Genomic DNA, 17,515 nt, shown 5'->3' with positions numbered 1-17,515 from the left:
CATAGACCTTCAGATACGCAGATGCTACTCCGCGAAGCAACATGAACGATCTCTCAATCACCATCAGTCCCGAAGCCCCGGGCGACGCCCAGGCGATCGAGCGGCTGCACGAGCGCACCTTCGGCCCCGGCCGCTTCGTGCTCAGCGCCTACCGAATCCGCGAGCACGTCGATCATCTGCTCGACGTCTCCTTCACCGCCCGCATCGGCACGCTGCTGGTAGGCTCGGTCAGGCAATTGCCTGTTGTGATCGGCGAGACTCAGGCGCTGCTGCTCGGGCCGCTCACCGTCGAGCCGCCGTTTCGCAGCCGCGGTATCGGCCGCATGCTGATGGAGCGGGCGCTGAAGGACGCCAGGGACAACGGCCATCGCCTCGTGCTGCTGGTCGGCGACGAGCCCTATTACAGCCGCGTTGGTTTCAAGCTCGTCCCCAAGGGACGCATCACCATGCCGGGCCCGGTCGAAGCCGCCCGCGTCCTGGTGTTCGAGCTCGTCGACGGCGCCTTCGAAGGCGTCTCGGGAGCGGTCGCTCCCGACTGGAGCAAGGCGCGCGGGTAGTCTGCGGTGCAAGCACCTCGTGGCCCGGATGGAGCGAAGCGCAATCCGGGTTCTGTCCGTTCGGTGAGATCGCCCCGGATTTCGCTGCGCTCCATCCGGGCTACGCAGCTGTGCGTGCGCGCTTCAAATCGGTGCAGACGGGAATATTCGGAGCGGTCGGAGCATCATGATCGGTGGCATTTTGTCCACCGTATGAGAACGCTCCGATGTCCCTTAGCCGCCGCCAACTTCTCGCCATCACGTCGCTGACGGCCGCATCCGGGATTGCGAAGGCTTCCCAGGGCGTTCGCGCGCCGATCAAGGCGATCGCGTTCGACGGCTTTCCGATCTTCGATCCGCGTCCGATCTTCGCTCTGGCCGAGAACCTGTTTCCCGGGCAGGGCGCTGAGCTGTCAAAGGTCTGGCGAACAAAGCAGTTCGAGTACACATGGCTCCGCACCATGACCGGACATTATTGCGACTTTCTCGGCGTCACCGATGACGCCCTGGTGTTCGCCTGCAAGTCGCTCGATATTGAATTGACCGGCGTCAAGAGAAGTACGCTGGTCGAGGCCTATCTTGGAATGACGGTCTGGCCCGACGTATTGCCCGCCTTGTCCATGCTGAAGGACAACGGCATACGATTAGCATTTCTGAGCAATTTCTCGCCCGCGATGCTCGACGCCAATATTCGCGCGGCAGGGCTCGAAGGCCTCTTCGAATTTCAGCTGAGCACGGATGCGGTTCGGGCCTACAAGCCCGACCCGCGCGCCTATCAGATGGGCGTCGATGCCTTCGCCCTGAAACGCGAAGAAGTCCTCTTTGCCGCCTTCGCCGGCTGGGATGCCTCCGGCGCGAAGCTGTTCGGCTATCCCACTTTTTGGGTCAATCGGCAGAAGCAACCACGCGAACAGCTGGACGCCAGTCCGGATGGTGAGGGGCAGGGCATGATTGATTTGGTGCACTTTCTTTCGAGCTAGCCGTGCGTCGGGGCGCGCAAGCCCCGACCAGGCCTCTGCTAGAACCGCTGCGAGACGCCGAAATAGAAGCCGCGTCGCGGGCCGTATTGCGGGGCGAACACGCCGATGCCGGAGCCGTCGCGGATCTGGTAGATCGTGTCGAACGCGTTGACCACGTCGAAGCGCACCGTCGTCGGCTTGTTCGGCGCGACGATGTTGAAGTCGTGCGACAGGCCGAAATTCACCTGCGTGTAGCCTGGCAGATGATCCGTATTGGCGAAGCCCGAGCGCAGGCCGCTGCCGTAGATCATCGACACGCTGTAGCGCGTTCCCTCCCAGAGATAGGAGGCGCCGGCCGATGCCGACAGCATCTGCGCGTGGTCGGTGTAGACATAATGGCCCGAGATATAGGCGAGCTCATCCGCAGCGAACAGATACTGATTCGAGACCACGTTGGACGCGATCTGCTTCGCCCAGGCGAGGTTGGCGTAGGCGCTGAAATTGCCGTTGCGATAGGTCGACTTCAGCTCGACACCGACATTCTCGCCGCGATCGTAGTTGAAGCCGCTCAGCACATAGGCCGCGCCGAACTGGCCGTCGTCGAGCAGGTCGCGCGCCTTCTTGTAATAGGCGTCGGCGCCGACTTCGAGGCCGGGAATTGGATAGACCTTCTGCGTCACGCCGACGTCGAACACGTGCGACCGCTCCGGCAGCACCGGACTATTTTGTCCGACCTCCGGCGTCTGCGTGTTGGCCGGCGCGCCGGGCGGAGTCACCAGCGCGAGATTGACGGGGGCGGCGATCACTTGCGATGGCGGGGTGAAGTTGCGCGCATAGCCGGCGTGGAACGTGGTGCCGTCGAATGGTTTCCAGGTCAGGCTGACGCGCGGGCTGAGCTGGTTCGCGTCGACATATTGATACATCTGGTCGAAGCGCAGGCCGGCGTTCAGCGTCAGATTGTTGGTGATCTTCCATTCATCCTGGACGTAGGTCCCGATCAGCCAGCCGGTCTTGGCGCTGGAATCGAACACCGAGAACGGCGCGTCGATCGTGCCCGCACTCGGGTCGGCGGGATCGGCCAGGGGCAGCACGGTTGTCCCGCTGTTGACGAGAGTGCGCTCCGCACTCACCGATAGGCCGAAGCGCAGCGTGTGCGCATAGCCGATGCGCCAGGCGGTGTCCTGCTGGATGCCGTTGACCACGCTCTGGCGGTAGACGTCCGAGGACGCGCCGTTGAAGACGAGATCGCCGACCGGGTCGGGATAGAAGTGCAGCTGGCTGGTGCGATTGAAGTAGGAGGTCTGCGTGTCGAACTCGCCGTTCGATGTCTGGTAGGAGGCGACGTTGAACTGGTTGAACTCGTTCTGGTGCTCGTTCAGCCTGGACGAGTCGAAATTCGAGACCCCGAACGCCGTGTTAGCAGGCGTCTGCCCGGGATTATTCGGAATCTGGAACGTCGAATTTGACACGCCGCTCATGAAGGTGAGGCGGCTGGTCGGATCGATCATCGTGGAGAGATAGAGAAATCCCTTCTCCTGGTTGGTGCGGTCGTGAATCGCGTTCACCGACGGGGTCGGGTTTTCGATGCCGAGATTGTTCTGGAGGAAGCGGCCCGACAGGAAGTACTGGGTCTGGCCGGCCGTCCCGCCATATTCCACATTGGTCGAGATGGTGCCGTTGCTGCCGCCATAGACGCCGACCACGCCGGAATTGTTGAAGGCGTCGGCCTTGGTCTGGATGTCCAGCACGCCGGCGGTTCGCTGGCCGTACTGCGCCGGCAGCGCGCCGGTGAGCAGGCTGAGGCTGCCGACGATGCCGGTGTCGAGGATCTGCCCGAACGCGCCGACGCCGTCGGGAAGCATGACGCCGTTGATGCGATATTGCAGATTGGCGTGCTCGTTGCGGATATGCAGGTCGCCGCTCGCCGCCGAATCCTGGGTGACGCCGGGGAATTGCAGCAGCACCTTGTCCAGCGAGGCATTGGTGCCCTGGGGCAGCGCCTCGATCGCCTGGCGATTGAGCGTGTGGGCCGTGGCCCCGCCGGGCGGAAGAACGCTTTGGCGCGCCGCGTCGAGCCGGTCGCTCGGGCCCTCGACGGCAGCCGGGGCCTCGGTCTGTGGCCGCGCTTGCGGCGTCGCACGTCGCTTGGCGACGGCGACGCGAACCTTGGGGCGGCGGGGCGCCTGCGTCTGCTTGGGTGCATCGACTTCGACACTGGGCAGCGTCGTGACCGTGCCGGCGGTCTGCGCCATGGCGCTGCCGCCGGGATAGAACAGCGTAAGTGCGGCGAGGCTCGAGCCCGCCAATATTGCTTTTGAAGACAGCATTGTCCTGATTTCCGATCGCGCACCGCCGCGCTCATTCAGAGCACTTGCAGGCGGCACGCGCCGTCGACACGCGACGGATCAATTTCGATAGCCTTGCGCATCGGCTTAAACAGACGGCCGATATCGAAGGCAGCTCAATCGACGGGGATCAGGAGGCGGGAGGGGCGCGCGGCTGGAACGCGGTGCGGGCCGATTCCAGATGGATGAATTCGGCGTCGGTGGTGCGGTAGAGCAGTTCGACCGCCTGCGGCAGCAAGAGCAGAGGCGGCGTCGCGAACGTGACCGTGCCGGCCATCGCGACCAATGCGCAGATCGCGCAATTGTCGTCGCCCGGCTGTTCGCGGTCGGGCTTTGCCGGAGACTGCTTCTGGACTGCCGCGCGGTCGGGCGATGCGACGGTCTTGGCGCTGTCGGCCAGTTGAGACTGCGCAAGAGGCGCAGCCTCGGCGAACCAATGGCTGTGACCGAATGTCAGCGCGAACTGCACCAGCACCGCGAACAACGCGAGCCGGGCACCGTGCCTGATATTCGAGCGGAACCACTTCATCTCAAAACGCCACCCCACATCGCGAGGGATCATCTCCTGATCTCGCGATGTTATAATGTAACATCGCCCGAAGGAGGAAGGGATGTCAACCGTCGCCGCGACGGCCCCCGCCCGCCGTTGCTAAATGTGTCGTCCGGGCAACTAGGAAGGTCAGCGCCCTTCGCGCAGCCAGGTCGCAGCGAACGCGCCGAGCAGCAAGAGCAGCCCGATCAGGCCGGCGAAGATCGGCAGCACGCCGACACCCTTCACGACACTGGCATCGCGCATCCGAACGCCCATCCAGCCGTCGCCTGAAAAGACGCTCGCCGAGCGCACCGGGACGATGCGCGGCAGCTCGACGCTGCCGCCATCCGCGATTCGCACGGCGCTGCCGCCGGTGGCCTGTGTCAGCGGCTTCAGGGTTTCGGTGGTAGAGGTGACTTCCGAAAACTCCTTCGGATTGGTCGGGCCGACATTGATCAGCGCCTTCAGCGTGCCGTCAGTGGCTTGCCATAGGCCAAGCTCACTGGCCGGCAGGGTCGCGCGCCACTCGCCGGGATCGCCTTGGCTGAGCGTCAAATCATGCGAGATGCCGGAGGGCGAGGTCACGCTCACCGGCTGGACGCTGTCCGCCATGGTCTGGCGCACCACCACGAGATCCTTGCCCTGCACCTGGAGGCGCAGCGCTTCTTCATCAAGGTCCGGCTGCTTCATCAGCCAGTGCGACATCCGCCTGAGCAGATCGAGATGCGGGCCGCCGCCCTCATAGCCGCGCGCCCACAGCCAGATGTGATCGGACAGCAGCAGCGCGACGCGGCCTTCGCCGAAGCGCGTCAGGAACAACAGCGGCTTGCCGTCCGCGCCCGTCATTACCGGCGGGTTGACCGAATTGCGGGTCTCGACGGTGCGGAAGAAGCGGCTCCAGTGCGGCGGCTCGAACGCCGCGCCTTCCAGCCCGCGCGTCACCGGATGGCGTTTGCCGATATCCGACAAATGCGCGTAGAACGGCTTTTCCGTTACGCCCACCGGCTCTGCCGGCAGCACCGAATCCAGCGGCGTGCGCCAGATGCTGGTGTTGGAGGCGTAGTCGGGCCCGGCCGACACCAGCACGGCGCCGCCCGAGCGCACATAGCGCGCGATGTTGTCGAAATAGGCGATCGGCAGCACGCCCTGGCGGGCGTAGCGGTCGAAGATGATCAGCTGGAATTCGTTGATCTTCTGCTGGAACAGCTCGCGGGTCGGAAACGCGATCAGCGACAATTCGTTGATCGGCGTGCCGTCCTGCTTCTCCGGCGGGCGGAGAATGGTGAAGTGCACGAGGTCGACGCTGGCGTCGGACTTCAACAGGTTGCGCCAGGTGCGTTCGCCGGAATGCGGCTCGCCGGACACCAGCAGCACGCGCAGCTTGTCGCGCACGCCGTCGATGGCAACGACGGCGCGGTTGTTCACCGGGGTCAATTCCTTCTCGAGCGGCGAGGCCTCGATTTCGACGATGTTCGAGCCGGCATGCTTGATCTCGACGTCGACGCTGGCGGTCTGGCCGCTCGACAGCGTGCGCTCGTTGATGACCTCGCCGTCGCGGCGAACCGTGACCTTGGCGCGCTCATTGCTGACGCCCTGATCGTCGAGCTTATAGGTGATGGTCTGGTTCTGGCCGACGATGCCGAAGCGCGGTGCTGCCGTGATCGCAATGCGGCGATCGCGCTCGTCCTTCTGCCCGGTGATCAGGGCCTGCACCGGCGCCTGGAAGCCGAGCGCGGCGGCGTTGGCCGGGATGTCGTGAACGCGGCCGTCGGTGATCAGGAACGCGCCGGCGACGCGGTCGACCGGCACGTCCGACAGTGCCGAGGCCAGCGCACCGAACAATCGCGTGCCGTCGGTCTCGCCGTCGGCCTGTCCGGCATCGACGACGCGCACCTCCAGCCCCTTGATCTTCTTCAGGCTGTCGACCAGCGCTTCCTGCGCTTTGGCGGCTTCCTGGTTGCGCTTGCCGAAATTCTGGCTCGGGCTCTTGTCGACGACGACAGCGGCGACCGACGTGAGCGGATCGCGGTCCTCGCGCGTGAAGGAAGGATTGGCGAGCGCCAGCAAAAACAGCGCCAGCGCAGCCACGCGCACGGCAGCGCCGCGGGCGCGTGCCAGCAGCAGCACGATCGCGATGACCACGATCGCAGCGAGCGCGATCCAGAGGACGATCGCGGGGACCAGCGGCGTAAAAGCGATGCCGTAGTTCATGTCGATCTTCTATTTGTTTTGAGCATGATCTCGCCGGAAAACCGGCGTCCACTTTTCCGGACCATGCTCATTGCCCGAGCCGTTCGATCAAAGCCGGCGCGTGCACCTGGTCGGCCTTGTAGTTGCCGGTCAGCGTGTACATCACGATGTTGACGCCGGCGCGGTAGGCGAATTCGCGCTGACGCGGCTCGCCGGGGGTGAGCGGCAGCATCGGCTGGCCGTCGGGACGGAGCGCCCAGGCGCCCGCGAGGTCGTTGGAGGTGATGATGATCGGCGAGACGCCGTCGCCGCCGCGCGCAGGCTTCTGCGCGCTCTCGTCGTCATCCTCGCGCGGCAGCGCTTCGACCCAGGTCTGGCCCGAGTTGAAGCGGCCGGGGAAGTCGCGCAGGAGATAGAACGTCTTGGTCAGCACGTGCTCGCGCGGCACCGGCTCCAACTCGGGGACGTCGAGCGAGGACAGGATCTCGCGCAGTGTCTGCATGCCTGGCGTCTGCGATGCGCCGTTATCGCCGGGCGGCGCCTCGACCGCGTCGCGGGTGTCGAAGATCACGGTCCCGCCCTGCTTCATATAGGCGTCGATCTTGTTGATGGCGTCCTGCGGCGGCTTCGGTGCGCCCGGCACGATCGGCCAGTAGATCAGTGGGAAGAAGGCGAGTTCGTCATGCGCGGGATCGACGCCGACGGGATCGCCGGCTTCGAGCGCGGTGCGCTGCGCCAGGAACAGCGTCAGGCCGGACAGGCCGGCTTTGACGATGGAATCGACGTCGGCATTGCCGGTGACGACATAGGCGAGGCGGGTCTGCGACGTCGACTTCATCGCGAACTCGTCCGATGCGCTGTCGGCGCGTGACGGCGTCGGCGAAAGCACGGCGACGCCTGCGAGCACGAACCCGAGCAGGATCATGGCAGGCGCGGCGCGGCGGCGCAGCAGCGCGGCGAGACCGCCGCCGAGCAGCGCGACGATGATGGCGTCCACCAAAAACAGCGCGAGCGACATCGACAGCAGCCAGCCACGCAGATCGCGCGGCTCGGCATTGGTGTAGGTGGCGTGCCGGGCGCGCAGGCCGGCGGTGTTGAGGGCTGCGATGCGGTCGGCGGGGGCGAGCGTGTTCACGGCGAGCGGTCCTTCTGCCGGACCGTAGAAGCCGGGCGGATGGTCCGGCGTGGCGCGGTCGCGATAATCAGCCGTCAGCGGCTTGGCGGTGGCCGGCGGCGGCCCGAAGGCACCGAAGCCGTCGAGCATGCGCAGCGGCGCCAGCGTCTCGGTACTGGCTTCGCCGGCAACGCCGGCGCCGGGCTTGGAGGTGTAGCCGGACATGTCGACCACCCGTCGCAGCATTTCGACAAAGGTGCCCGACATCGGCAAATCCGACCAGCGCATGTCGGCGCTGACATGGAACAGGCTGACAACGCCCTTGCCGCGATGCTCGCCGGTGACGAGCGGCGTGCCGTCTTCGAGCGAGGCCCAGCTCTTGGTGGCGAGCACCGCATCGGGCTCGGCCAGAACCTGCCGGTTCACGGTGACATCCTTGGGAACGACGACGCCGGCAAATGGCCCGTCGGCGGCGAAGGACGCGAGGTGCTGCGGCTTCTCCCAGGTCAGGCTGCCGCCGAGCGTGCGTCCGCCCTTGCGCAACTTGACCGGAACGAGATCGTCGTCGGCCTGCGCGAGCCGGGGGCCGGCAAACCGCACCAGCACGCCGCCCTGGTCGATCCAGGCGTTGAGACGCTCGCGCAATTCGGGCGCGACGGTGCCGACGTCGGCCAGGATGATCATCGGCAGCTTCTGGTCGAGGAATTGCGTGATGCCCTGCTGCGGCGAACCCTTGTCGGCCAGCCGCACGTCGGCGAACGGCGCCAGCGCGCGCGTCAGGTAGAACGTCGGCGCCAGCAACGGCTGCGCGGTCTCGCTGCTTGCGCCCGAGACGATGCCGATGGCGCGTCGCCGCCAGCGTTTGTCGAGCAGTTGCACCGCGCCGGCCGAACGCTCACCGGAGATCTCGAGCCGCGCAATGTCGTTACGCAGTTCGACCGGCAGGTCGAACGCCGCCTCGGTTTCCTTGTCCTGCAGCCCGAACGTGAAGCGCGCCTCGCCGATCGGCGAGGCCTTCTGGTCCAGGGCCCGCACCGTGCCGGCGGCAATGCCGCTATCGGTGCGCAGCACCTTCACCGTCATCTTTGCCGCCGCGTTTTCCGCCGCGACCAGCGCCAGCGGGGAGGCGGTGCCGCCTTCGAACACCGTCAAGCTGCGATCCCCTAAGGTCTTGCCGAGCCCAGCTACGAACTCTTCGCCGCGGCCGGTGTCGACACCGTCAGACAGCCAGGCGATCTCGCAATCGCCGGTCGCCTTCAGGAAACGATCGATGGCGGTGAGGGTTTCAACGCGCTCGATCGAATAGGGCTTTGGCACGATCTGTCGCAGCGCAACGCGCGCCGCGCCCGCCGGCATCAGCGTGATGTCGCGGTTCGGCTCGGACAACGGCACCAGGGCAATCGCGCGGCGGTCGTTGTCGGCGTTGGCGATCAGCTCGTCGGCGGCCCTGATCCTGACGTCCCAGTTCGATGCGGCACTCCAGCCGTCGTCGAGCATGATCATCAGCGGGGCTTTGCTGTCGGCAAGGCCCGTTTGCGGATTCCAGATCGGGCCGGCGGCGGCGAAGATCACCAGCGCTGCGGCGAGCAGCCGCAACGCGGTCAGCCACCATGGCGTCCGCGACGGCGTCTCTTCCTTTGGCGCGATGTCGAACAACAGGCGGGTCGGCGGAAATTCGATGCGGCGCGGCCGTGGCGGCATCACGCGCAACAGCCACCACAGCACGGGCAGGCTAACGAGGCCGACCAGGAGCAGCGGTTCCGTGAAAGCGAGCGGCAATCCCATCATGCGGCCGGCCCCGCCTTGATCGAATTGGTGCGGGCGCCCGACTTGCTCACTTGCATGCCGGCATGGAGGAACAGCAGCAGCTCGGCGGCCGAGCGGTCGGTCGCGTGCGTCGTGAACAGCCAGTCGAGCCTGTTGGTCTCGGCGCGGATCTGGTCGCGGTGCAGCGCGAGCCGTGTGGTGTAATCCTGCGCCCAGCTCTCGGCGCGGCCGGCGGTGATCACGCCGAAGCCTTCGGGCTCGACGAACTCGACCCGGCCCGAATAGGGAAACGATTCCTCGGCGGGATCGACGATCTGCACCAGCGTGCCATGCGCGCCGGAACCGGACAGGCCCGCGAGCGTGGTCCTGATCTCCGCGATCGGTGACCAGAAGTCCGACAGCACGATCGTCTCGGCCTGCGCCGATGGGACGAAGGACGGCGGCAGGCTCAGCCGGTCGGCATCGTCATGCAGCATCGCCTGCGCCATCTTGTCGATGACGCTGCGGCTGGCGGTCGGCGCCATCAATCCGGGAATGCCGACGCGCTCGCCGCCCGCAACCAGCAACTCGGCCAGCGCGAAGGCGACGATCAACGTGCGCTCCAGCTTGGACTCGCGCGCGGTCTTCGAGGCAAACGCCATCGATGGCGAGCGATCGGGCCAGATCCAGACCGTGTGCGACGCCTCCCATTCCAGTTCGCGGACATAGAGATGGTCGTCGCGCGCCGAACGGCGCCAGTCGACATTCTGCGACGGCTCGCCCGACACGAAGCGACGGTATTGCCAGAAATTTTCGCCGGAGCCGGCGCGGCGGCGGCCATGCAGGCCGTGGATGACGTTGGCAGCGATGCGGCGGGCTTCGAGCACCAGGCGCGGCAGCGAAGCGGCGAGCGTACGGCTTTCGCCATCGGCACGTCGGATCGCGATGATCTCCTTTGCTGTGTGCCCGGTCTCTGCTGCCATCAACCGATCCGCGTCTTCAACTGCTTGATCACGTCCGGAATCGTGCGGCCTTCGGCACGTGCCTGGAACGTCAATGCCATGCGGTGCTTCAAAATGGGCTCGGCGAGGTCGAGCACGTCGTCGATCGAGGGCGCCAGACGTCCGTCGATCAGTGCGCGGGCGCGCACCGCCAGCATCAGCGATTGGCTGGCGCGCGGGCCCGGACCCCAGGCGATGAACTTGCCGGTCTCGCCGCTGTCCGGACCCGGACGCGCCGAGCGCACCAGCGAGAGGATGGCTTCAACCACGGAATCGCCGACCGGCAGGCGGCGCACCAGCCGCTGCGCCGTGATCAGCGCATCCACAGTCATCGATCCCTTCGCCAGCGTCTCCTCGGCGCCGGTGGTCTCGAACAGGATGCGGCGCTCGGCGTCGCGATCGGGATAGTCGACGTCGATCTCCATCAGAAAGCGATCGAGCTGCGCCTCGGGGAGCGGATAGGTGCCTTCCTGCTCCAGCGGATTTTGCGTCGCGAGCACGTGGAACGGCTTCGGCAGATCGTGGCGCGCACCGGCGACGGTGATGTGCTGCTCCTGCATCGCCTGCAGCAGCGCCGATTGCGTGCGCGGGCTGGCGCGGTTGATCTCGTCGGCCATCAGCAGCTGCGCGAACACCGGGCCGGAGATGAAGCGGAAAGAGCGCTTGCCGGCGGTGCTCTCGTCGAGCACTTCGGCGCCGAGAATGTCCGACGGCATCAGATCGGGCGTGAACTGGATGCGCTTCGCATCGAGACCGAGCGTGACGCCGAGCGTCTCGACCAGCTTGGTCTTGGCAAGGCCGGGCACGCCGATCAGCAGCGCATGGCCGCCGGAGAGGATGGTGACCAGCGTGTTCTCGATCACGCGATCCTGGCCGAAGATCACCGACGCGATCGCCTCTTTCGCTGCGCGAACCTGGCTCGACACCTGCTCGGCCGAACGGACGATGCCGTCTTCGAGCTTCTCGACACTTTCCGCCATCCGTTAGCTCCTTAAGCCTGCCACGCGGCTTTCTTGCGTCGTCAAATCATCGCTCAATCTGGATCATGGGCCCTATGCTAGGCTTGCAGGAAGGCCATGTATTCGTTGAATTAACCTATCCCCACCTTATCGGCTTAGGGTTATGTAGGGCATCACGAAGTGGCGACCTCCACACCGGATTAACCCGGGGTGGAACCTCGTACCGATTTACAACGTAGACTTACAAGTCAGACCTGCACCAATCGTGCCAAATGACAGAGTCAGGGCAAACCATGGCGAACCAAGGGCAGAGCGCCGATCGCGGTCTCGAGGGGCTGACTACTGCCGCCGCCAAAAGTGCTGCCAATACCGAAGGCGCCAAAAAAGGACTGCCGCCGGTGCATCTGTGGAATCCGCCGTTTTGCGGCGATCTCGACATTCGAATCGCTTCCGATGGTACTTGGTTCTACATGGGCACGCCAATCGGGCGCGCGCCGCTGGTCCGCCTGTTCTCGACAATCCTGAAGCGCGAAGGCGACAAGCATTTCCTCGTGACGCCTGTGGAGAAAGTCGGCATTCGCGTCGACGATGCGCCCTTCATGGCGGTCGAGATGCAGAAGGACGGCGAGGACAACCATCGCGTGCTGAGCTTCCGCACCAATGTCGACGATTGGGTCACCTGCGACGCCGCGCATCGGCTCCGTTTCGAACAGGCCAAGGATGGCGGGCTGACGCCCTATCTGCACGTGCGCGCCGATCTCTGGGCCAAGGTCACGCGCGCGCTCTACTACGATCTGGTTGACATGGGCGAGGAGCGGATGGTCGATGGCCAGCCGATGTTCGGCGTCGAGTCGGCCGGCGAATTTTTCGCCATGGCCGATGCGGAGCAGGTGAGGGCCGCGCTTTGAACAAGCCTATCCCCAAAAACGAATCCGTCGCTTTCCGCGCGGCGGATTTCTTCGCCCGCTCCAAAGCGAAGCTCGACTTCGAGGTGCCGTCCGGGCTGTTTGATCCGAATATCGTCCCCGCCTCCGGCGATCCCGGCACCGACAAGATGCTCGAGATCGTCGCGCGCGAGCAGCCGGTGCGTCCCGCAGCGGTGCTGATCGCGGTGGTCGATCGTCCCGAGCCGACCATCCTGCTGACGCAGCGCTCGGCGCATCTCAACGATCACGCCGGCCAGATCGCCTTTCCCGGCGGCAAGATCGACGCGACCGATTCCTCGCCGCTCGACGCCGCGTTGCGCGAGGCCGAGGAGGAGGTCGGGCTGTCCAGAGATTTCGTCGATCCGATCGGCTATCTCGATCTCTACGGCACCGCGTTCGGCTTCCGCATCCTGCCGACGGTGGCCAGGGTGCGGCCGGGCTTTCAGCTCACGATCAACCATTCCGAGGTTGATGACGCGTTCGAAGTGCCGCTATCCTTCCTGATGAATCCGGCGAACCACCAGGTGCACAGCAAGGAATTCCGCGGCATGGAGCGGTTTTACTATGCGATGCCGTTCGCGGAGCGCTACATCTGGGGCGCGACGGCCGGAATGCTGCGTGTGCTGTATGAGCGGATCTATTCGTCATGATCCGGCCGTTGCTGACCGAGATCGGAATCTTCCTCATCCCTTTTGCTGTCTATGCGCTGTTTCTGGCCGCGACCCGGTCCGGCGTGTTCGTGCAATCGTCCTGGCCGACCACCGTCGTCGCGCGCCTGATGCTGGCGGCGCTGGTGCTCGTGATCGCGGGGTTGATCGGGTTCGCGCATTTCTCCGGCGCCGCGCCGAACTCGACCTACGTTCCCGCCCATGTCGTGAACGGCAAGCTCGTGCCGGGCTCGGAAAAATAGGGGCCGGATGATGAGCGCAGAGCCGATCCTTGCCGATGCGCCCTGGCTCACCTCAGGCGGGGCGGCGCGCGTCCTGCAACTGCTCAACGTGGATGGCGAGGAGGCGCGCGTGGTCGGCGGCACCGTCCGCAACGCGCTGCTGGGCCTGCCGCCGGGCGACACTGATATCGCGACCACGGCGCGGCCCGAGGAGGTGGTGCGGCGCGCCAAAAGCGCCGGCATCAAGAGCGTGCCGACCGGCATCGAGCACGGCACCGTCACGCTCGTCATCGACGGCGCGCCTTACGAAGTCACGACGCTGCGCCAGGACACCGAGACCTTCGGCCGCAAGGCCAAGGTCGTTTTCGGCCGCGACTGGGTGAAGGACGCCGAGCGGCGCGATTTTACCATGAACGGCCTGTCGGTCGATGCGAACGGCGTGGTCTACGACTATGTCGGCGGCATCGCGGATGCGAAGGCGCGGCGCGTACGCTTCATCGGCGAGCCCGACCAGCGCATTGCCGAGGATTACTTACGCATTCTGCGCTTCTTCCGCATCCATGCGGCCTTCGGCGCCGGCGAACCCGACCGCGACGGCTATCTCGCCTGCATCCGCGGGCGCGCGGGCCTTGCGAGCCTCTCGGCCGAGCGGGTGCGCATGGAGATGCTGAAGCTGCTGGTGGCGGGCGGCGCATCCGAAGCCGCACACGCCATGGCCGATGCCGGATTGCTGCAAGCGCTGATCGGCGGCGTGGTTTACACCGGTCCGCTGACGACCATGATCGCGATCGAGCGCGCGCTCGGCCTGCCGGCCGGCAGCACGCGCCGTCTTGCCGCGCTGACAGTGGCCGTGACCGAAGACGCCAGGCGTGTCGCCGCGCGCATGAGGTTGTCCAACGCGGAGGCCAAGGCGCTGGATTCGATGGGCCATCGCTGGTGGCGCTTCCCCACCAAGGACGAGGCCAATGCGCGGCGGCTGTTGTACCGTCTCGGGGTGGAGCGCTATCACGATCGTGTGTTGCTGGCCTGGGCACGGAGCGGTGGCGACGTGACGTTGTCGCGCTGGCGCGAACTCGCCGAATTGCCGCAGCGCTGGACCGCGCCGAAATTCCCGCTTCGCGCCGCCGACTTCATTGCGCGCGGGCTGGCGGAAGGCCCTGCACTCGGACATGTGTTGACACTCGCCGAGGACGCTTGGCTTGCCGCGGATTTTCCACTAGACGAAGCCGCACTCGCGTCCATCGCCGATCAAGCTGCGGCACGCACCAGCCGCGACAGGAAAAATTGAGCATCGTCTCAGGCTTCGCCGACATCTCGGTCTTCCAGCTCGGACTGGTGGCGCTGATGGCGTTGTTTGCTTCGATCATCGGCGGTCTCGCCGGCTACGGCACCGGCGCGTTGATGCCACTCGTGCTGGTGCCGCTGGTCGGCGCCGAGCCGGTGGTGCCGATCATCGCGATCTCCGCGCTCTTCACCAATTCGAGCCGCGCCATCGCCTATCTCCGTTACGCCGACCGCCGCCGCGCAGCTGTCGTGACGGCCTGTGCGGCGCTGACCACCGCGCTCGGCGCCTACGGCTACACGCGCCTCACCAATTCTGGCGCGGCGCTGGTGATCGGCACCATGCTGATGCTCAGCGTGCCGCTGCGCCGCGTGCTTCGCCGCCGTCAGGTCAAGATCGGCGACACCGGCCTTGCCGCAGGCTCCGTCGGTTACGGTGTCCTGGTCGGCGGCACGTCAGGCTCCGGCGTGATCCTGCTCTCGCTGCTGATGGCCGCGGGCCTCGAAGGCGCCGCCGTGATCGCAACCGATGCGATGATCTCGCTCGGCACCGGCCTCATCAAGATCTCGGTGTTCGGTTTGGCCGGCGCCGTGACCGCGCAGGTGCTCGCCTTCGCACTGTTGATCGGCGGCATCGCGATCCCCGGCGCGTTCCTGGCCAAGGCCTTCGTCGAGCGGATGCCGGTGCATATCCACACCGCGATCCTCGACGTCGCGGTCATCACCGGCGGGCTGGTGATGATCTCGGCGGCGGCGAAGCAGTTCATCGCGTAGATGGTGGTCCGCAGGTGGGTTGAGCCTTCGCGAAACCCACGGATGGCCCGAAATCCCTGGTGCGCGTCAAGACGGAATTGAGCTTGAATGCAGGCATGCCGCGCTTAACTCTTGTTGAACTCGAAAGGAGAGAAGATGCTAGGGAAAGCGAAGGTGGCTACCCGTCTTCCAGCCAAGGACCTCGATCGGGCGCGGGCGTTCTATTCCGAGAAGCTCGGGCTCGACCCCGTCGAACAGCGCGAAGGTGGACTGCGCTACGTCTGTGCAAGTGGCGAGTTTGCGATATTCATCTCGGCTGGAACGCAATCTGGCACGCACACGCAGATGGGCTGGGAAGTTGAGGACATCGAGGCCGCGGTGCGCGAGCTTCGCGCGCGAGGCGTTCGGTTCGAGGAATATGACCTTCCCGGCCTCAAGACCATTGACGGAATTGCCGAGATAACCGGCAATTACGCCAGCAAGGGTATCGGTGAGCGAGGCGCATGGTTCCGCGACAGCGAAGGTAACCTTCTTGGAATCGGGCAGCCGGTTCGATCCTGACGGGCGGCTGGCTAGGTTGCAGGAAAACGGTTGGCACAATATCGTTGATCGTCCGCCCTTTTCTGTCGTCAGTCTTTTCAGGAGCCAACACGATGAACGCGGTCTCAGTGCCCGGCGGGATCGATCGCCCACCAGGGAAGATCGACATCCCATCTGCCTGGCAAGGCGCGGAGATGAAGGCCAACCCTGATCGATGGTTGGTATCGCTTGCGGCCAGCGAGATCGCGGAGCTCGAGAACGCGGCTGAATCCTATCTTGGTCGGAGCAAAAAAATCGCCGAGATCACGAAGGAAAGCTTTCCGCTTCCTCAACTCGGCGCGCACCTGGAAGGTCTCGCGACAAAGCTGCTGGCTGGCCTGGGCTTCGAGGTCATACGCGGTCTCCCGGTGGCAAAATACAGCCAGGAGTTTGCCGCCACGATATTTTGCGGGGTCGGCGCGCATCTCGGATCGGCGCGATCGCAGAATGCAGCGGGGCACATTCTCGGTCATGTCCGTGACGTCGGCGCCGATGCGAGGGATCCGAACACCCGGATTTATCAGACGTCGGAACGGCAGACATTCCACACCGATTCGTCCGACGTGGTTGGACTGCTATGCATCCGCGAGGCGATGGAGGGAGGGGATTCACTCCTGGTCAGTACGTCGACCATCTACAACGAGATGTTTGCCAGACGTCCCGACCTTGCCGCCCTCCTGTTTGATCCGATCGCGACAGACCGGCGCGGCGAGGTGCCGGAGAACGAAAAGCCATATCTTGAAATCCCGGTGCTGAATTGGCATGCGGGATTCCTGACCGGGTTCTATCAGCGCCAGTATATCGACAGTGCGCAGCGCTTTCCCGATGCGCCAAGATTGACGCCGGCGCACGTCGAGGCGCTCGATCTCTTCGACGCGCTCGCAAATGACCCCACGCTGCATTTTGGCATGCGGCTTCAACCGGGTGACATGCAGTTTGTCTACAATCATGCTTTGCTGCATGACCGGACCGGATTCCGCGATTGGCCCAATACAAGCCAAAAACGTCATTTGCTGCGTCTCTGGCTCAGCATGGAAGGTGACCGGCCGCTGCCCGATTGCTTCAGGCAGCGCTACGGCTCGATCGAGATTGGCAACCGCGGCGGCATCATCACTAAAGGTACCGGTCTGAACGTCCCGCTGGATTGATGGTCGAGGTCAGACGAGGTCGCGCGATAGGGTTCGCTTCAAAGGCATCGCCGGCGAGATGGACGTGACGTACTGGCCTACGGGCTGAACAGACTGCGGAGAAATCGCTCCTTTTCGCCGGGCGCATAACCCTGAGAAGCGCCGTAATACGCTTCGTTGCTGCCAGAGGAGGGGACCGAACCGTACTGGGTCGGCGCGTAGGCAAAGCTCGAAGCGGCATTTGGTGCGAACGCGCCCTGATGGGGGCGAACAACAGAGTGCCGGTGGGTGTGGTGGACCGGCGCCGCGTTCGCAACGCCGCACAGGGGGATCAAAAGGCTCAAGGCCAAAATAGTACGCATCGCTTTCTCTCCAGCTGTCCTCAGCCTCCTTAATTAAGGCTGGGCTGCAGAGCCCCAACGGGTGTGGGTTTCACGACTGGTCACATCCCCGGCACCAGGGACCCGCATGGGGCGAGCGATCGTGCGATTTGGCAAATGTCGCTTGTCGATATCGCAGGCTGGTTGCCGCGCGCAGGACCCGCGCGAGCCTCGCTCGAAAACGCTCCAGCGCAGATG

At 65.1% G+C, this 17,515-nt stretch carries 15 protein-coding genes; 9 read left to right on the top strand and 6 right to left on the bottom strand.

Annotated features, from left to right (window positions below; genetic code table 11):
* Nucleotides 1-41: 41 nt before the first annotated feature.
* Entirely contained in the window at nucleotides 42-557 is a 516-nt protein-coding gene (locus ABIA96_RS03455; protein WP_354135606.1) for a GNAT family N-acetyltransferase, read from the top strand.
* A gap of 206 nt (nucleotides 558-763) precedes the next feature.
* Nucleotides 764-1,516, top strand: coding sequence for a haloacid dehalogenase type II (locus ABIA96_RS03450; protein WP_354135605.1), 753 nt, complete (start codon nucleotides 764-766; stop codon nucleotides 1,514-1,516).
* Nucleotides 1,517-1,554: 38 nt separating this feature from the next.
* Here the strand turns inward: ABIA96_RS03450 and ABIA96_RS03445 are convergent, their stop codons facing one another.
* From ABIA96_RS03445 to ABIA96_RS03420, 6 genes are all read right to left on the bottom strand, one after another.
* Complete coding sequence (locus tag ABIA96_RS03445; RefSeq protein ID WP_354135604.1) at nucleotides 1,555-3,822, bottom strand: TonB-dependent receptor; 2,268 nt, start codon at nucleotides 3,820-3,822, stop codon at nucleotides 1,555-1,557.
* Nucleotides 3,823-3,970: 148 nt separating this feature from the next.
* The gene (locus ABIA96_RS03440) at nucleotides 3,971-4,369 is read right to left on the bottom strand and encodes a DUF2946 domain-containing protein (RefSeq protein WP_354135603.1); all 399 of its coding nucleotides are present in this window, start codon (nucleotides 4,367-4,369) and stop codon (nucleotides 3,971-3,973) included.
* Nucleotides 4,370-4,519: 150 nt separating this feature from the next.
* The gene (locus ABIA96_RS03435; RefSeq protein ID WP_354135602.1) at nucleotides 4,520-6,583 is read right to left on the bottom strand and encodes a hypothetical protein; all 2,064 of its coding nucleotides are present in this window, start codon (nucleotides 6,581-6,583) and stop codon (nucleotides 4,520-4,522) included.
* A gap of 67 nt (nucleotides 6,584-6,650) precedes the next feature.
* On the bottom strand, nucleotides 6,651-9,464 hold the full coding sequence (locus ABIA96_RS03430; RefSeq protein WP_354135601.1) for a DUF4159 domain-containing protein: 2,814 nt from the start codon (nucleotides 9,462-9,464) through the stop codon (nucleotides 6,651-6,653).
* Nucleotides 9,461-10,405: a DUF58 domain-containing protein gene (locus tag ABIA96_RS03425; RefSeq protein ID WP_354135600.1), complete on the bottom strand. Its 945-nt coding sequence runs from the start codon at nucleotides 10,403-10,405 to the stop codon at nucleotides 9,461-9,463. Before ABIA96_RS03425 ends, ABIA96_RS03430 begins: the two co-directional genes overlap by 4 nt.
* On the bottom strand, nucleotides 10,405-11,403 hold the full coding sequence (locus ABIA96_RS03420; protein ID WP_354135599.1) for an AAA family ATPase: 999 nt from the start codon (nucleotides 11,401-11,403) through the stop codon (nucleotides 10,405-10,407). The genes ABIA96_RS03425 and ABIA96_RS03420 overlap by 1 nt, the downstream gene beginning before the upstream one ends.
* A 272-nt stretch (nucleotides 11,404-11,675) precedes the next feature.
* Here ABIA96_RS03420 and ABIA96_RS03415 point away from each other — a divergent pair, with 272 nt between their 5' ends.
* From ABIA96_RS03415 to ABIA96_RS03385, 7 genes are all read left to right on the top strand, one after another.
* Nucleotides 11,676-12,290 (top strand): DUF1285 domain-containing protein, encoded by a 615-nt coding sequence (locus tag ABIA96_RS03415; protein WP_354135598.1) that lies wholly within the window; start codon nucleotides 11,676-11,678, stop codon nucleotides 12,288-12,290.
* Nucleotides 12,287-12,958: a CoA pyrophosphatase gene (locus tag ABIA96_RS03410; protein ID WP_354135597.1), complete on the top strand. Its 672-nt coding sequence runs from the start codon at nucleotides 12,287-12,289 to the stop codon at nucleotides 12,956-12,958. Before ABIA96_RS03415 ends, ABIA96_RS03410 begins: the two co-directional genes overlap by 4 nt.
* Nucleotides 12,955-13,218, top strand: a complete 264-nt coding sequence (locus tag ABIA96_RS03405; protein ID WP_354135596.1) for a DUF6111 family protein — start codon at nucleotides 12,955-12,957, stop codon at nucleotides 13,216-13,218. The genes ABIA96_RS03410 and ABIA96_RS03405 overlap by 4 nt, the downstream gene beginning before the upstream one ends.
* Nucleotides 13,219-13,228: 10 nt before the next feature.
* On the top strand, nucleotides 13,229-14,485 hold the full coding sequence (locus tag ABIA96_RS03400; protein ID WP_354135595.1) for a CCA tRNA nucleotidyltransferase: 1,257 nt from the start codon (nucleotides 13,229-13,231) through the stop codon (nucleotides 14,483-14,485).
* Complete coding sequence (locus ABIA96_RS03395; protein ID WP_354135594.1) at nucleotides 14,482-15,252, top strand: sulfite exporter TauE/SafE family protein; 771 nt, start codon at nucleotides 14,482-14,484, stop codon at nucleotides 15,250-15,252. Before ABIA96_RS03400 ends, ABIA96_RS03395 begins: the two co-directional genes overlap by 4 nt.
* A gap of 153 nt (nucleotides 15,253-15,405) precedes the next feature.
* Nucleotides 15,406-15,792 (top strand): VOC family protein, encoded by a 387-nt coding sequence (locus ABIA96_RS03390; protein ID WP_354135593.1) that lies wholly within the window; start codon nucleotides 15,406-15,408, stop codon nucleotides 15,790-15,792.
* 92 nt (nucleotides 15,793-15,884) lie between these two features.
* On the top strand, nucleotides 15,885-16,958 hold the full coding sequence (locus ABIA96_RS03385; RefSeq protein WP_354135592.1) for a TauD/TfdA family dioxygenase: 1,074 nt from the start codon (nucleotides 15,885-15,887) through the stop codon (nucleotides 16,956-16,958).
* Nucleotides 16,959-17,515: the final 557 nt, after the last annotated feature.

It is taken from the genome of Bradyrhizobium sp. LB11.1, assembly GCF_040549385.1.
GTDB lineage: Bacteria > Pseudomonadota > Alphaproteobacteria > Rhizobiales > Xanthobacteraceae > Bradyrhizobium.
This window is presented reverse-complemented; position numbering and strand designations above follow the sequence as displayed.

What these genes read in the sequence shown, in the direction of transcription:
- ABIA96_RS03385 (WP_354135592.1), top strand. Translation starts at nt 15,885, where the DNA reads ATGAACGCGGTCTCAGTGCCCGGCGGGATCGATCGCCCACCAGGGAAG.
- ABIA96_RS03425 (WP_354135600.1), bottom strand. Translation starts at nt 10,405, where the DNA reads ATGGCAGCAGAGACCGGGCACACAGCAAAGGAGATCATCGCGATCCGA.
- ABIA96_RS03405 (WP_354135596.1), top strand. Translation starts at nt 12,955, where the DNA reads ATGATCCGGCCGTTGCTGACCGAGATCGGAATCTTCCTCATCCCTTTT.
- ABIA96_RS03400 (WP_354135595.1), top strand. Translation starts at nt 13,229, where the DNA reads ATGAGCGCAGAGCCGATCCTTGCCGATGCGCCCTGGCTCACCTCAGGC.
- ABIA96_RS03435 (WP_354135602.1), bottom strand. Translation starts at nt 6,583, where the DNA reads ATGAACTACGGCATCGCTTTTACGCCGCTGGTCCCCGCGATCGTCCTC.
- ABIA96_RS03455 (WP_354135606.1), top strand. Translation starts at nt 42, where the DNA reads ATGAACGATCTCTCAATCACCATCAGTCCCGAAGCCCCGGGCGACGCC.
- ABIA96_RS03420 (WP_354135599.1), bottom strand. Translation starts at nt 11,403, where the DNA reads ATGGCGGAAAGTGTCGAGAAGCTCGAAGACGGCATCGTCCGTTCGGCC.
- ABIA96_RS03445 (WP_354135604.1), bottom strand. Translation starts at nt 3,822, where the DNA reads ATGCTGTCTTCAAAAGCAATATTGGCGGGCTCGAGCCTCGCCGCACTT.
- ABIA96_RS03430 (WP_354135601.1), bottom strand. Translation starts at nt 9,464, where the DNA reads ATGATGGGATTGCCGCTCGCTTTCACGGAACCGCTGCTCCTGGTCGGC.
- ABIA96_RS03450 (WP_354135605.1), top strand. Translation starts at nt 764, where the DNA reads ATGTCCCTTAGCCGCCGCCAACTTCTCGCCATCACGTCGCTGACGGCC.
- ABIA96_RS03440 (WP_354135603.1), bottom strand. Translation starts at nt 4,369, where the DNA reads ATGAAGTGGTTCCGCTCGAATATCAGGCACGGTGCCCGGCTCGCGTTG.
- ABIA96_RS03415 (WP_354135598.1), top strand. Translation starts at nt 11,676, where the DNA reads ATGGCGAACCAAGGGCAGAGCGCCGATCGCGGTCTCGAGGGGCTGACT.